Raw genomic sequence first — 13,622 nt, forward strand, 5'->3', positions numbered from 1 at the left:
AAGGCGCCGGTCCGGGCACCGGCGCCTTCAGTCGTACGACCGCGGAACGCGTCAGGTCTTCGACGTCTGCTGCCCCTGCTTCGCGGCCTTGGCCGTGATGTCGACCGTCTCCTTCGCCGGGGGTGCGGTGATGTTCACGTCCGTGCCGAAGTCGGCGAACTTCAAGGTGGTGGTGACAGCGGCCCGCGCGCCGCTGTTGCCCTGCTGCCCGGTCCGGGGCTTGACCGAGATCTTCTCCTGGCGGAGCCGGCCCTGCTCGTCCAGCCAGATGTCGAGCGGCAGCCGGTCGCCGAGCTGCTTCCTGAGCTGCTCGGCCTGCCGGGTGTTGCCCTTGGCCAGCTCTGCCACGTCGACGGACACCTTGTAGTGCGTGGTGGCCGCACCGTCGATGGTCTCGGTGCCCACCTTGGTGACGTCCTTGTCGCTGATGCCCTTGGTGTAGTTGAACGAGGCCGCCGGGTCCTCGTACTGCGAGCTCTGGCCGGACTGCGCCGCCAGCTTCGCCAGGTCCACCTTCAGCCACGACTTGCCGGGCGGCAGCTGTTTCCGCTGCTGGGCGGGCGGCTGCTGGTAGAGGACGCTGTCCACCAGGCGCTGGCGGATCTCCTGGTTACCGGAGAGCAGCGTCATATCGCTGCTGCCCTTCGCCAGGTCCACCAGGCCGGAGCCGCGGACCGTCGCGTTGGCACCGCCGCTTCGGGCCACGGTGGTCAGCGTCATCCTGGCGGTCTTGGCGGCGGTGGTCTTCTGGTGCGCGGCCCGCACCGCCTGCGGCCCGGTCGGCGCCGCCGGTGCGCTGCCCTTCTGGTCCGGTGCCTTGCCGGACCCCTTGTCGTCCGTACCGCCGCACCCGGCGACGGTGGCCAGGGACAGCGTCCCGGCCGCCGCCACCGCTAAGAGACGCGGACGTGTTCTCGCTGTGCTCACAGTGACCTCCTGGGCGAAATGCCGGACAGTCCCCCGCACGTCATGGAAGTGCGAGTGCCCCGCAGTACGCGGATGAATCACCCAAGACGGCCACCCGCCGCTCCCTGAACACCACTTGACGGCACCACCAGCGCCGCGTCGTTGCCCCGTTGCTGCTGCGCCTCGGTGAGGGAGCGGACGACGAATATCGCGGCCACTGCCGCGCCTACGACGGCCGCGTCGGCCACCAGGAGCAGTTGTACGTTCTCGTAGGCGCGTGCGATGACCTGGTCCGTCGAATTCGTATACATCAAACCCACCCCGCTCAGCATCCCGGCGAGCCACAGGCCCCACCACCAGTTCACGGAGCGCGGCAGCCGCTCTCCCGGGGCGCTCGCACGGTGGATGTCGGCGACGATGCCGCGGGGCACCCACAGGTTCGCTATGGGGACGATCCAGCCCGCGTAGACCCACGGCCAGGCGTAGCGCGGCGGCTGTCCGGAGAGGGCGCGGGCGTTGTCCCGGACGCGCGACAGCCAGATCAAGAAGGTGATCGCACAGAGCACCGTGACCATGTCCCCCAGAGCGCTGACGACGTGGTAAGCGTCCTCCAGCGCGGTCGGCGGACGGTGCCGGCCGTCGCCCTGGTCCGGCAGTCCGGAAGCCGGCACCCCGGCGGCGGCGAGCCTGACGTGCCACAGAGCCCGGGCCCCCCAAGCGGCACCGGCGAGGACGAGGGCGGCCACAGCGCAGCGGGCCGCCGTGCGGACCGGGCGCAGGGAGGACGGTGCTATACGATCGTTCACCCGGTCATTGTTTCTCACAGCGAGCGGCGTACGCCAAACACGGCCGCCGCACCGAGACCACCGGCCGGGCGGACGCGCGCGGTCATTGCGCGTCCTCGGCCGACATCGCACATCGGCTCGCGGCTCCCGCATCCGCCGCGACGACCGAGTACTGGGCGGCCTGGATCTCGTAGAGAGAACGGTAGTGGCCGCCGTCGAGGGCCATGAGTTCAGGGTGGGTGCCCTGTTCGATGAGCCGGCCGGCGTCGAGGACGTAGATGAGGTCGGCGGTGGCGGTGGCGGCGAGCCGGTGGGTGATCAGGAGAACCGTGGTGCCCCGGTCGGTGAGGTCGCGCAGGGCCTGGAACGTCTCGATCTCGGCCTTGGGGTCGAGCGCGGACGTCGGCTCGTCCACGACCAGCAGCGACGCCTCGCGGTAGCGGGCGCGGGCGCCGCCCAGACGCTGCCACTGCCCGCCGGACAGCTCGGTGCCGCGCTCGAAGCCCTTGACGACCAGGCTGTCCCAGCCGTGTGGCAGGGAGGTGACGACATCCGTGGCGTCCGCGCCCTCGGCGGCCCGTTCCACGCGCCGCTGGTCGAGCCGCTGGTCGCTGCGGCCGATGTGGATGTTGGCGCGGGCCGTCATGGGCCAGTGCGGGAAGTCCTGCGCCAGCAGCGCCACTTGGTCGAAGACGGTTTCCCGGTCGGCCTCGCCGACGTCGGTGCCGTTCCACAGCAGCCGCCCGCCGGTGGGCAGGTAGAGGCCGGCGACGAGCTTGGCGAGGGTGGACTTGCCGGAACCGTTCTCCCCGACCAGGGCGACGACGGTGCCGCGGGGAATGGTCAGGTCCACCTCGCGCAGGGCCGGAGCGGCGGCCCCCGGGTAGGTGAAGGAGACCCGTTCCAGGCGCACCTCCTCCAACGGCCCCTTCAGCGGTACGCCGCCTTCGGGGATGGCGTGCCGCCGGGCGGTGGTGCAGGCGTCCTCCCAGTCCTTGAGGTACATGGCTTCCTCGTAGAGCCGGTTGAACTGCATGACCAGCGACATCAGGCTGGCGCTGGACGACCGTACGGCGATCACGGCGGTGCCGGCCACGGCCAGCGGCATGCCGCCGCCGGTCAGCAGCAGCCACAGCACTCCGTAGGCGCCCAGCGCCGCCAACCCCGAGCCCATCGAGGCGACGGTCTGCGTCGCGGCCTCGGCCCGGGACAGCCGCTGCTGCTCGCGCTCCATCGTCCTGGACATGTCCGCGTACGCGTCGACCAGCAGCCGGCCGGCGCCGTGCACCCTGATCTCGGCGGCGCACGCCTGGTCGGTGAGCTTCTGGGTGATCACGGAGATGGCGCGGCGGTGCTCGATCCAGGTGTGCCGGGACTCGTACTGGCGGCGGGCCGAGAGCACGGCGCCCCATCCCTTGGGCGCGGCGACCAGGAACAGCATCAGTACGAGCAGCGGGTGCAGCAGGAGCAGCACCCCCGCGGCGGCGGCCAGGCCGATCAGCGCGTTGAGGACCAGGATGGAGGAGCCGAGCATCATACGGATGGAGTCGGTGCCGAACCGGCCCGCGTCCAGGGCCCGGTGGACCTGCTGGTCCTCCAGGGCGGCGAGTTCGACGCGGATCACTCCCCGGTAGAAGCGGGCCGTGCAGACGCGCTCGACCTTCGGCTCCAACTGCCCGGAGGCCGCGGTGGACACCGCGGACAGGAGGGAGGACAGCACCGCGACGACCGCCATGGCCGTGAGGGCGGGCAGCGCCTGGCCCAGCCGTGCGGGCGTGGGCCCGGCGGCGAACAGCGCCAGCAGCACCTGGTTGGTGGCCACCAGGGTGAAGGCGCGCAGGAAACCTTGGCCGATCTCCGCGCCGAGCAGTGCCACCAGCGCGGTGCGGTCCTCACGCCAGGCGCCCTTTGCCACGGCGCCCATCATGGCGGGGAACTGGCGGGCCATCGTCCACAGCTTCATCCGCAGGATCGGCATCTCGTGGCGGGTGAACGACAGGTCGTAGCGCAGGGCGCCGCCGAACAGCACGCGCTCGCTCTCGGACACCGGCAGCTTGGGGCGTGGCCCGGCGCGGCGGCTCCTCATCGGGCCCCCGGCCCGGGGAGGGCGGTGGGGGCGGGCCGGGCGCGGGCCGGGCACGGGCGGGCCCTCCCGGAGCGTGCGGGCACCGCGGCCGGACCGGTCGGTTTCCTTGCGGCATTCCTCATGGTGTCTCCCTTGACTGGTTTCGCCCTGCCCCGTGCTTGCCCCGTCCGGTTCGCTCCCGCACCCCGGCACCCGGCCCAGGCAGTCCCGGCCGTCACCACCCACCACGCCCGGCCCAGGCCACACCGGGTAATACGATTTCCGCCACAGCCGGTCTCCACCAACGACTTACGGGGGTTCGTTTCACGTGTTCGGAATTGTCAGGCCCTGCACCCACCGCCTGTCCCAGGGACTCAAGGCGGAATGGATGGCGCACCTGTGCGGCCTGTGCCTCGCCCTGCGCGGCGACCACGGGCAGTTCGCCCGGGTTGTCACCAATTACGATGGCCTGATCGTGTCGGTCCTGACGGACGCGCAGACCGGCCGGCTGGCGGCCCGGCGCCGCACCGCCGGGCCCTGCCCGCTGCGCGGCATGCGGACGGCTTCGGTGGCGAAGGGGGAAGGCGCACGGCTCGCCGCCTCGGTCTCGCTCGTCCTCGCCTCGGCGAAGATCCGGGACCACGTCGCCGACCGGAACGGGCTGCTGCGCCGCCGGCCCGTGGCCGCCGCCGCGCGCAAGGTCGCCGCGGGCTGGGACCGGGCCGGAGCGCGGACCGGCGCCACGCTCGGGTTCGACACGTCCGTACTCGTCGACGCGGTCGACCGGCAGGTGGGCATCGAGCAACTGGCGGGCCCCGGCACGCCGTTGACCGCCATCACCGAACCGACCGAGACGGCGACCGCCGCGGCCTTCGCGCACACCGCGGCCATCGCGGGGCGGCCGGGCAACGCCGCGCCGCTGGCCGAGGCGGGCCGGCTCTTCGGCCGCCTGGCCCACCTCCTGGACGCCGTGGAGGACCGCGCGGCAGACGCCGCCGAGGGCGCCTGGAACCCGCTCACCGCCACCGGCGCCGACCTCGCGCAGGCCCGCCGGCTGTGCGACGACGCGCTGCGCGGCATCCGTCTCGCGCTGCGCGACGTGGAGTTCACCGACCCGGCTCTGGTGCACGCCCTGCTGGTGCACGAGCTGCGGCGGTCGGTGGACCGCGCCTTCGGTACGGGTTCGTGCTCCCATCAGGGGCACGCGGCAGGGCCGTACGACGGCCAGACAGGCAACCCGTACGGCAACGGGTACGGACAGCCACAGCCCTACCCCGCGGCCCCTCAGTACGGCCAGGCACCGGCCGGCGGCCCGTACACCCACGGCCCGCAGAATCTGAACGGGCCGCAGAGCCCCTACGCGAGTGGCCCCGTACCGCCCGGCGGCCACGGCGGCTCGGGCGGTTCCGGCGGCTCGGGCGGTTCCGGAGGCTGGGGCGGCTCGGGCGGCGGGCCGGGGAACGGCGGGCTGCCGGACCTGACCCCCCGGCCGCCGAAGAAGCCCCGCGGCTTCTTGGCCGGTTGCGCGGTCGCCATCGGACTGTGCTGCACCTGCCAGCTGTGCTGTGCGAAGGAGTACGAAGGCCCGTGGTCACGCAAGAAGCAGGAGGGCTGCTGCCGGGATTGCGACTGCTGCGACAGCTGCGAGGGCTGTGACTGCTGCCCGGACTGCTGCTGCTGTGACGGGTGCTGCGACTGCTGATTCCCGACCGGCCGTGCCGCGCGGGGTCCGCCCCTCCCGCGGCACGGTCCGGCACCAAGGCCGACACGGTCCCGGTCTTGGTACGAGACGGCGGGTGCGGGTAGTCAGGGAGCCATGGCCAACGCATGTGAGACTCGTACGCCCAGGCTCCTGCCCCCGCTGCGGTCGGTCCCACTGGACGGAAGAGGGCCGGAGGACGTGGTCGTGGACGCGGCCGGACGGGTACTGACCGGGGTCGAGGACGGCCGGATCCTGCGGCTGGACCCGTTCGGCGCGGGCGGAGGCACGGGCGGGTGCGCCGGCGGCCCGGCGGCCGAGGTGATCGCCCGCACCGGCGGCCGGCCGCTCGGACTGGAACCGCTGCCCGACGGCGGCGTCCTGGTATGCGACGCGCAGCGCGGACTGCTGCGCGTCGACCCGTCCGACGGCTCGGTGCAAACGGTCGCCGACACGGTCGAAGGCGCCCCGCTGCGCTTCTGCAGCAACGTCACGGCAGCAGCCGACGGCACGCTGTACTTCAGCGTCTCCAGCCGCCGCTACCCCCTGGAGCACTGGCTCGGCGACATCATCGAACACTCCGGCACGGGCCAGCTGATCCGGCTACGCCCCGGCGGCGCACCCGAAGTGGTGCTGAACGGCCTGCAGTTCGCCAACGGTGTCGCACTGGCGGCGGACGAGTCGTTCGTCACCGTCGCGGAGACCGGCTCCCGCCGGCTGACCCGCCTGTGGCTGACCGGCCCACGCGCCGGCGAACGCGACGTACTGGCCGACGGTCTGCCCGGCTACCCCGACAACATGTCACGCGGACCCGGCGGCCTGTTCTGGGTCGCGCTGGCCGGCCCGCGCTCCACCGCCCTGGAACGGCTCCAGCGCGCGCACCCGGCACTCCGCAACGCCGCCTGGCGCCTGGCCCGGCACCTCCGGCCGCGCCCGGCCCCGGTCGCCGGCGTCCTGGCGGTCGACGCGGCAGGGCGCGTCGTCCACTCGCTGCGCCGCCGCACCCCGCACTACCGCATGGTGACCAGCGTCTTCGAACACGACGGCCGCCTGATCCTGGGCAGCCTGCACGAAAGCGCTCTGGCCGTGTGCGAATCGCCGCCCGCGCCACGTGGTTGAACCCCTGTGAGACGGGCACCCGGGAGGCATCCAGGTCCCCACGGGCGTCAGAAACAACAGTGGGACACAACAGCCGGACCCAACAGAGCCCGCCGCATTCGGCGCCGGGCCGGCTGACGCGCCGTCCGGCGCGCGGGCCCGGCCCCGCGACGCGCTGCCCTGGGGCCCTGCACATACCGGCAAGGATCTCCCGGCGATTCGGCGAGGGAAGGCAATCATGGAATGGTGGCAGCGAGCAGCGTGTCTGGACGAGGACCCGGAGCTGTTCTTCCCCGTAGGGGTCACAGGCCCCGCCGCCCAACAACACGCGGACGCCAAGGCGGTGTGCCACCAGTGCCCGGTGGCCGCCGAGTGCCTGGACTGGGCCCTGGAAACCGGCCAGAACTACGGCATCTGGGGAGGTACGGACGAGGAGGAGCGCCGTAAGCTCACCATCCACCGTCAACGCAAGCGCCGGGCAGCTTGAGGGGCGCCGGAGCTGTGGGACTTCTCTGGGACTGTGCGCACCGGCCGAGACCAGCTGATTCGCCCCCGAACCAAGGCCGGACTCGGTGCGACCCAACCCGAACCATCCGAAGATCGCGTCAATGGCGACAGCGCCCTGTGTACCGGCGCGGGGCAGAAAGCGGGAGTACGTCCGCAGCGTGAAGCCGGGGTCCGAGTGCCCCATCCACCACGCCAGGGAGACGACGGACTCGCCGGTCTCCAGTTCCTCGGAGGCGCAGAAGCGGCGCAAGGCATGAAAGCCGTGCTCCCCGGACGGCTCCCACACACAAGAACGCCCTGAGCGGCCCTCTTGCAGCGGAGCGATCACACCTACTCCGACCAAGGCCGACTCCCACACATACGTGTTGAAGCTCTTGCGATCGATCGCGCTGCGCCTGCGCCCGGTCACCAAGAGATCGAACGTCCTCGGCCTCCGATGCTTGCCTCCACCGGCGTCACCGGCAAAGGCGCGAAAAATTCCGTGTGCCGCTGAATGTCCCGAGCCACGCTTGACGGCAAAGGAACATCTCGGGCCTTGCGGCCCTTGGGAAGCGCGAAGCACAGGGTGGAGCCCACACGCTTGACCTGGCGCCGGACATAGACGACATCGTCGGCGAAGCCGATGCCCTCCAGGCTCAGTCCGAAGGCTTCACCCTGGCGCAGCCCCACCCGCAGCCCCGCTCCGAGCACAACAAGCAGCCAATAGCGGTCCGGCATTGCCGCGCGAACGGCCGGCACACGCCCAGCCGGACAGCGACGCCCAGACCAGCCGGATCAAGGTCGGACCAAAATCCCGCTCAAGCCGCTTCATCCAGGTGCGCAGGATCTGCGCGCCTATGTGGTTCAGCGGCTGGCGACCGAGACGAGGAAGGACGTGAAGGCGCACTCGTTGCTCGGTACTTTCGAGAGTGGATGGGTCCCCGTCCTTGAGGGGATAGCACCGTCTCGCGACTCAACGAATTCGCCACGCCAGCGGCGTCCGTCCAGGCTTGGGCAAGTCACGTTTCAGCGTCCTGAAGCACGTCGAACGAGCGGTCCCTGACACCGGGTTGTACCTGTGAACCGGCCTACAGAGGGACTGAGGCGCCAGACAACAGGCAGCGTCAGGACAAAAGCTGCTCAAGTGCGTGCGTATTCTTCATCAGCACCAGGTGAGCGCTTCGCCCAGAAGCGCGGCCGTTGCGTACTCCTCGATCATCGCCTATGTTGCACCCCCACGCAGAGACACGCCCTCATCCGACGCTGCCCAGCCCGCGTACAAACACCCGACGCTCGAAGAATTCGTTACAGTCTCGCGGCGAAAACATTGCCGTCCGGCCAGCCGGCCTCTGCTGCAATTCGCCGGGTTACCGATCCGGCGTTTCGGGGCGCACAAGCGAGGCCGTAACGTTCCATGCCATGCGCGCGCCGCAATGCGGCTCTTTCTCGTCTGCCGTTGGCGATTGGGGCAGCCAGTGAGCCTTTTCCAACCTTGGATGGTGAGGGCAAGTGTTGGGCTGGGCAGAACTTCGGTGGACATCGCAGCGTGCGTCGACCAGGATGATGGCCGTGTCAGAGTCCAGCGGCATCTACATAGCCAACTACGACCCGAGTTGGCCCCAGCAGGCCGCTACCGCTATTGCTGCTCTCCGGACAGCGGCACCTGGGCTGTTCGTGGAAATCGAGCACATCGGCTCGACCGCCGGTCCCGGGGCTGGCGGCCAAGCCCGTCATCGACCTGATGGCCGCCGTCCACGACCTCACGCACGCTGCACCACACCAGGCGGCGTTCGCCAGCCTCGGCTTCCACCCGCACGCCAACGGGATGACTGACCGGCTGCTGTACGTCGAGCCAAAACAACGCTCGTGCAGGAACTCACCGACCGTGCTCGCGCACAGCTCGGCCTGCCATCGGTACCCGTGTGGGAGAAACAGTGATCCTGCCCCAACCGCCGCTCTCAACTGGGCAGTTTTGCGGTTCATGTCCCCCTCGTCTCGCGCTCACCGCGCCGCACAGTCGCTCATCTGCACACGCCGGACGCCTCGAAGCCAGGACACCAAGATGAGAGGTCCCCGGACGCTGGTGCGCGAGTCGGCACCTCGGCCACCCACCACTTCTCAGAGCCGCGGGCATACAGGCGGCGGGCGGCCGGTTTCTCGACATGACACACAGCGGCGGTGCACGGCGGTTTCGATCTCACGGCGCGGATGCGTGGTGGTGAATGTGTTGGCCTGCTGGGCCGACGGTGACGTGCAGGTACTGCCACTGGTCGGGGGAGGCATCCGGTGGCCAGCCCAGGCCCACGTGCGAGCGGGGGGTGCGCTGGGCGCGGGTACGCATGAATTCCACCGGAGCGATGAAGCGTCCGTGAGCCTGGCCGTGGCCGTCAGCCTCCAGGCGCAGGAGGAGGTCGTGGCCGAAGGGGCTGTCCAGGGGGACGAGCAGGAGGCCGCCGGGGCGTAACTGGTCGATCCAGGCCGGGGGGATGGTGCGTACGGAGGCGGTGGCGAGGATGCGGTCGTAGGGGGCGTTAGGCGGGTGGCCCTGTTCGCCGTCGCCGGTGATGAGGTGCGGGTGCAAGCCGAGGGCATGCAGGCGGGTTTGGGCGTGATGGGCGAGGCGGGGGTCGATCTCGATGGTGGTGACGTTGGTGTCGCCGGTGCGGTGGGTCAGTAGAGCGGTGGTGTAGCCGGTGCCGGTGCCGATTTCTAGGGTCTTTTGTCCAGGCTCGGGTGCGAGGTGGCGCAGCAGTTCGATCACGACGCTGGGTGAGGAGATGCTGGAGGTGAAGGCGCCGTCGGCCGGGCCGGTGGGCGCTACTGTGCCGTCGTCGATCTGCGTGATCAGCGGGATGCCCGGCAGGTAGACGGCCTTGAGCCAGGCCCGGGGCTGTTGGGTGCGGTCGTAGATGCGGTAGAGGCCGTCGGTGCCGCGAACGGGCCACCACACCCGGTCTGGCACAAAGTGCTCCCGGGGTACGTCCAGGAACACGCGATGGAGCCAGGCCTGGCCGGCGAAGCCGCGGGGGTGGCGGCTCATTTCTTCGGCGCAGCGGGCGCGCAGGCTCTCGGCCGTCACCGGCATCGCGCGGCCGGCCTAGTCCTCGTCGTCGGTGTCGTCGGGCTCCGGCACCGGGTTACCCGGCTGGCCGGGAGAGGAGTACGGGCCGCCGACCTGCCCGTCGCCTGACTGCCGGTCGTCTTCCCCGCCCATCGCCACCTCCACGAGCACTTGGGACGGTCCACGATAAGCACTTCGGGTAAGGGCACACCAGCCTTGGCCCGGCATGCGGGTCCTCGTCCGCTGCGCCGGCCGGAGAAACCGCTTTTGGCATCGCGCGACGAGTCTGCAAGGGGCTCGGTGAGGGCCAAGATGGACTCGGATGTTCGCCGCAGGAGGGGAGCAGGGTGTGGCGGAGCGGGGTGGGGGTGTGTCGCGGCGGGAGTTGATCCGGCGCCGGCGGCGTGACGGGTTTGTGGGCCGGCGCAGCGAGTTGTCGGTCTTTCGAGAGAACTTGGAGCGCTCGCCGGAGGATGAGGCGGCGGACTTCTTCTTTCATGTGCGTGGGCCTGGCGGTGTGGGCAAGACGACGTTGGTGCGGCGGTGGGAGGCGATCGCCGGCGAGCACGGCGCGGCCACGGCGTACGTGGGCGATGCGATCGCCGATGCCGTGGAGGCGATGGAGACCATCATTGGCCAGTTGGCGCGGCAGGGGCACGGGGCGAAGGAGTTCGACAAGGCGCTGGCCGCCTATCGGCAGCGGCGCCACGAGGCCGAAGCCGCTACCGCGTCCCCGCAGGGCGACGGGGCGCCGCAGGAGGCTGGGGGCGGTGAGCGGCCGGGGCCGGGGCCCTCGCCAGGGAGTCTGGTGGCGTCGCAGGTCGGGCTGGCGGGGCTGGGCATGGTGCCAGGCGCGGGGCCGTTCGTCGGGGCGGTGGACCCCGCTCAGGTGGCGCTCGGCGCCGACCGGGTCCGCGCGGCTTTCGCGGCCCGCTTCCGCAACCGCGACGACGCCCAGATGGTGCTCTCTCCGCTTCAGGTGCTGACGCCGCTGTTCGTGCAGGCCGTCGGGGAGGCGGCGCAGCGGGTGGGTCGGGTGGTGCTGTTCTTCGACACCTACGAGTACACCGGCACGTTCCTGGACGTATGGCTGCGGGATGTCCTCATCGAGGAGCGGTACGGAGAGCTGCCCGCCGGCGTGATGGTCGTCGCGGCCGGACAGGGCCGCCTCTCCCCCACCGTCTGGAGTGATCACCTGGACCTGGTGCACGAACTGGAACTTGAGATCTTCATCGAGGCCGAAGCACGCCAGCTACTGGCCACCCGGGACATTCGTGACGAGCAGGTCATCGAGGTGATCCTGCGCTTGTCCGGGCGGCTGCCGGTGCTGGTTCATCTGCTGGCCGAGGCCCGCCCCGCCACCGCCGAAGACGTCGGAGACCCCAGCGGCACCGCCGTCGAACGGTTCCTGCGCTGGGAAAACAACCCGGCTCGGCGCGCAGCGGCACTGGCGTGCGCCCTGCCGCTGGAGTTGGACGAGGACACCTGCCGGCTGCTGACCGGTGAGGAGGGTGGAGCGGAGGTCTTCGACTGGCTGCGCCGACGGCCGTTCGTCACTGACCGGTCCGGACGCTGCCGCTACCACGACGTCGTACGCGACGCCATGCTGCGCTTGCAACGTACGCAATCCCCCCGACAGTGGGAGCGCCGGCACATCCTCCTGGCCGACACCTGCGCCCAGCGGCGCCTGCGCGAACAGCAAGGCGATGACCGTCCGCCGCAGCAGTGGTGGCAAGAGCAGTGGTGGCGCGAGTGCCGGTTGCGGGAGACCTATCACCGGCTGTGTGCACACCCGCACCGCGCCCTGCCCGCCGCCCTCGGCGAACTTCTGCACGCCTACGCCCACAGCCCCGTCACCCTGCGCCGCTGGGCGCAGACCCTGTACCGGGCGGGCTGCGACACCGACGCACCAGCATTGAGCCGGTGGGGTCAAGATGCGCTGGCCTCCCTGGAGAGTGGGCAGGAAGGCATCGCCGCCGTGCTCAGCCGCCTGCTTGCCAGCGGGAAGCTCGACTCCGGCGACCGTGCGCTGGCGTATGCCCTGCGCGGACGCGAACACCGTGACGTGCGCGATGTGGAACCTGCTCTGGCCGACTACACCGCCGCGTTGGTTCTGGAGCCCTGCCTGGTCCGTGCGCACGTAGGCCGTGCCTGGATGCAGATGTGGAAAGGCTGCCACGACGACGCTCTGGCCGGTTTCGCCCGCGCCATCGAACTCGAACCCCACCATGCCGATGCCTACCTGTTCCGCGGCACCACCTACACGGTCATGCTTCGCTATGACGACGCCATCGCCGACTACACCCGGGCGATCGAACTCGCCCCCGGTGCCATCGTTCCTCTCAGCAGCCGAGGCGGGGTGTATGCGCACCTGGGACGGTACGACGACGCCCTCGCCGACTGCCACCGCGTCATCGCCCTCGCGCCTGGCAGGTCCTCATCACACTCTGCCAGAGGGCGGGTGTACGCCAGAATGGGGCGCTTCGAAGAGGCTCTCGCGGACCACGACCACGCCGTCGAACTTGACGCCCATGACGTCTGGGCGTATGTCATGCGCGGTGAGGCTTACCGGTACCTGGGCCGGTTCGAGGAAGCACTCACGGATCTCGACTGCGCCATCGAGCTGGAACCCGACCACTCCTGGCCGTACGTCCACCGCGGGGAGACACACCGGCTCCAGGGCCGCTACGAGGCAGCACTTGCCGACCTCCACCGCGCCGTCGAGCTCGACCCCGCCGACACCTGGACGAAACTTCACCGTGGCAGGCTCCACCGGCTCCTGGGCCGCTACGACGACGCCCTCAGTGATCTGCTGACCCCGGGACGGCCGGGTCCGACCGAGGCCTGGAGACGCTATGAAGTGGCCCTGGTATGGCGTGTGACCAACCAGCTTGGCTGGGAGGAAGAGCTGTCGCGCTCCGAGCAGTTGTACGGTGACGTCTCTGTCGGCGGCTTCACCACCCGCACGGACGCAGCGGCGATGCGGTTCATCATCCAGTGCGCTCTGCAGAGCTGGGCGAAGGCCGAGCAGACGCTGGAGAGCTTTCTCCGCGCCGGGCCGGTCACCGTTCGGCTGCGGGAGACGATGGACGACCTGGAGGAAGCGGTGGCGGCCTTCTGCCTGCCGTCCGAACCGGTGCAGCTCCTGCGCCGGAGGCTTGATCAGATGTTGCTCGAATAACGGGGTGACAAGTCATCACCCCTGCACACGTATGAAGGCGGAATTTCCGGGCCTTGGAAGGGTTCGAGCCCGTGGGGACTCGCTTGGGAGCGACAAGTCGACCTTGAGGCGGCCCAGCCGAGGGAGAAGACGTTGCTGTAGGCGTCGTAGTCCGCACCGAGTTCAGGGATCAGGTCGTCCCAGGCCCGGTCCAGGCCCTCGGCGTCATCGGCCAGCCACGCGTCGGCCGCCGCGTCCCAGAACCGCGGGCGTACGGACAGCCGTCGGGCCGCTGTAGCGCATTCGCCGCCGGCCGAGCCGGTGCAGAGCACCGCGTCCCACGAAGCGTGATCATCCACGAC

10 protein-coding genes and 2 pseudogenes are annotated in these 13,622 nt (G+C 70.5%); 6 read left to right on the plus strand and 6 right to left on the minus strand.

Going from position 1 to position 13,622, the window contains the following annotated elements:
* Positions 1-51: 51 nt before the first annotated feature.
* The 3 genes from ACH4K4_RS33065 to ACH4K4_RS33075 all read right to left on the minus strand — a co-directional run bounded on the left by ACH4K4_RS33065 (position 52) and on the right by ACH4K4_RS33075 (position 3,738).
* On the minus strand, positions 52-927 hold the full coding sequence (locus tag ACH4K4_RS33065) for a hypothetical protein (protein WP_398172537.1): 876 nt from the start codon (positions 925-927) through the stop codon (positions 52-54).
* A 77-nt stretch (positions 928-1,004) separates the two neighbouring features.
* Positions 1,005-1,712, minus strand: coding sequence for a DUF4328 domain-containing protein (locus tag ACH4K4_RS33070; RefSeq protein ID WP_398172539.1), 708 nt, complete (start codon positions 1,710-1,712; stop codon positions 1,005-1,007).
* An 82-nt stretch (positions 1,713-1,794) separates the two neighbouring features.
* Positions 1,795-3,738 (minus strand): ABC transporter ATP-binding protein, encoded by a 1,944-nt coding sequence (locus ACH4K4_RS33075; RefSeq protein WP_398172541.1) that lies wholly within the window; start codon positions 3,736-3,738, stop codon positions 1,795-1,797.
* A 346-nt stretch (positions 3,739-4,084) separates the two neighbouring features.
* Between ACH4K4_RS33075 and ACH4K4_RS33080 the strand changes: the two genes are divergently transcribed.
* The 3 genes from ACH4K4_RS33080 to ACH4K4_RS33090 all read left to right on the plus strand — a co-directional run bounded on the left by ACH4K4_RS33080 (position 4,085) and on the right by ACH4K4_RS33090 (position 7,040).
* Positions 4,085-5,458, plus strand: a complete 1,374-nt coding sequence (locus tag ACH4K4_RS33080) for a DUF5685 family protein (RefSeq protein WP_398172543.1) — start codon at positions 4,085-4,087, stop codon at positions 5,456-5,458.
* Between the two features lie 114 nt (positions 5,459-5,572).
* Positions 5,573-6,574 carry an SMP-30/gluconolactonase/LRE family protein gene (locus ACH4K4_RS33085; RefSeq protein ID WP_398172545.1) on the plus strand — a complete coding sequence of 334 codons (1,002 nt, stop codon included), beginning with the start codon at positions 5,573-5,575 and terminating at the stop codon, positions 6,572-6,574.
* Between the two features lie 217 nt (positions 6,575-6,791).
* On the plus strand, positions 6,792-7,040 hold the full coding sequence (locus tag ACH4K4_RS33090; RefSeq protein WP_398172547.1) for a WhiB family transcriptional regulator: 249 nt from the start codon (positions 6,792-6,794) through the stop codon (positions 7,038-7,040).
* A gap of 425 nt (positions 7,041-7,465) precedes the next feature.
* Here ACH4K4_RS33090 and ACH4K4_RS33095 read toward each other — a convergent pair whose 3' ends face one another.
* Complete coding sequence (locus ACH4K4_RS33095) at positions 7,466-7,777, minus strand: hypothetical protein (RefSeq protein WP_398172549.1); 312 nt, start codon at positions 7,775-7,777, stop codon at positions 7,466-7,468.
* Positions 7,778-8,602: 825 nt separating this feature from the next.
* Between ACH4K4_RS33095 and ACH4K4_RS33100 the strand changes: the two are divergent.
* Together ACH4K4_RS33100 and ACH4K4_RS33105 are read left to right on the plus strand one after the other, a co-directional pair.
* Positions 8,603-8,731: pseudogene (locus ACH4K4_RS33100) on the plus strand (hypothetical protein); the annotation flags it as partial.
* A 49-nt stretch (positions 8,732-8,780) separates the two neighbouring features.
* Positions 8,781-8,846, plus strand: a pseudogene (locus tag ACH4K4_RS33105) (hypothetical protein); the annotation flags it as partial.
* Between the two features lie 390 nt (positions 8,847-9,236).
* On the opposite strand, the gene ACH4K4_RS33110 reads toward ACH4K4_RS33105, so the two are convergent.
* Entirely contained in the window at positions 9,237-10,001 is a 765-nt protein-coding gene (locus tag ACH4K4_RS33110) for a methyltransferase domain-containing protein (protein WP_398172551.1), read from the minus strand.
* Positions 10,002-10,617: 616 nt separating this feature from the next.
* Here ACH4K4_RS33110 and ACH4K4_RS33115 point away from each other — a divergent pair.
* Complete coding sequence (locus ACH4K4_RS33115; protein WP_398172553.1) at positions 10,618-13,281, plus strand: tetratricopeptide repeat protein; 2,664 nt, start codon at positions 10,618-10,620, stop codon at positions 13,279-13,281.
* Here the strand turns inward: ACH4K4_RS33115 and ACH4K4_RS33120 are convergent.
* Positions 13,263-13,619, minus strand: a complete 357-nt coding sequence (locus ACH4K4_RS33120) for a hypothetical protein (RefSeq protein WP_398172554.1) — start codon at positions 13,617-13,619, stop codon at positions 13,263-13,265. The genes ACH4K4_RS33115 and ACH4K4_RS33120 overlap by 19 nt on opposite strands.
* Positions 13,620-13,622 lie beyond the last annotated feature (3 nt).

The sequence above is a fragment of the Streptomyces sp. NPDC017529 genome (assembly GCF_044329785.1).
Classification (GTDB): Bacteria; Actinomycetota; Actinomycetes; order Streptomycetales; family Streptomycetaceae; genus Streptomyces.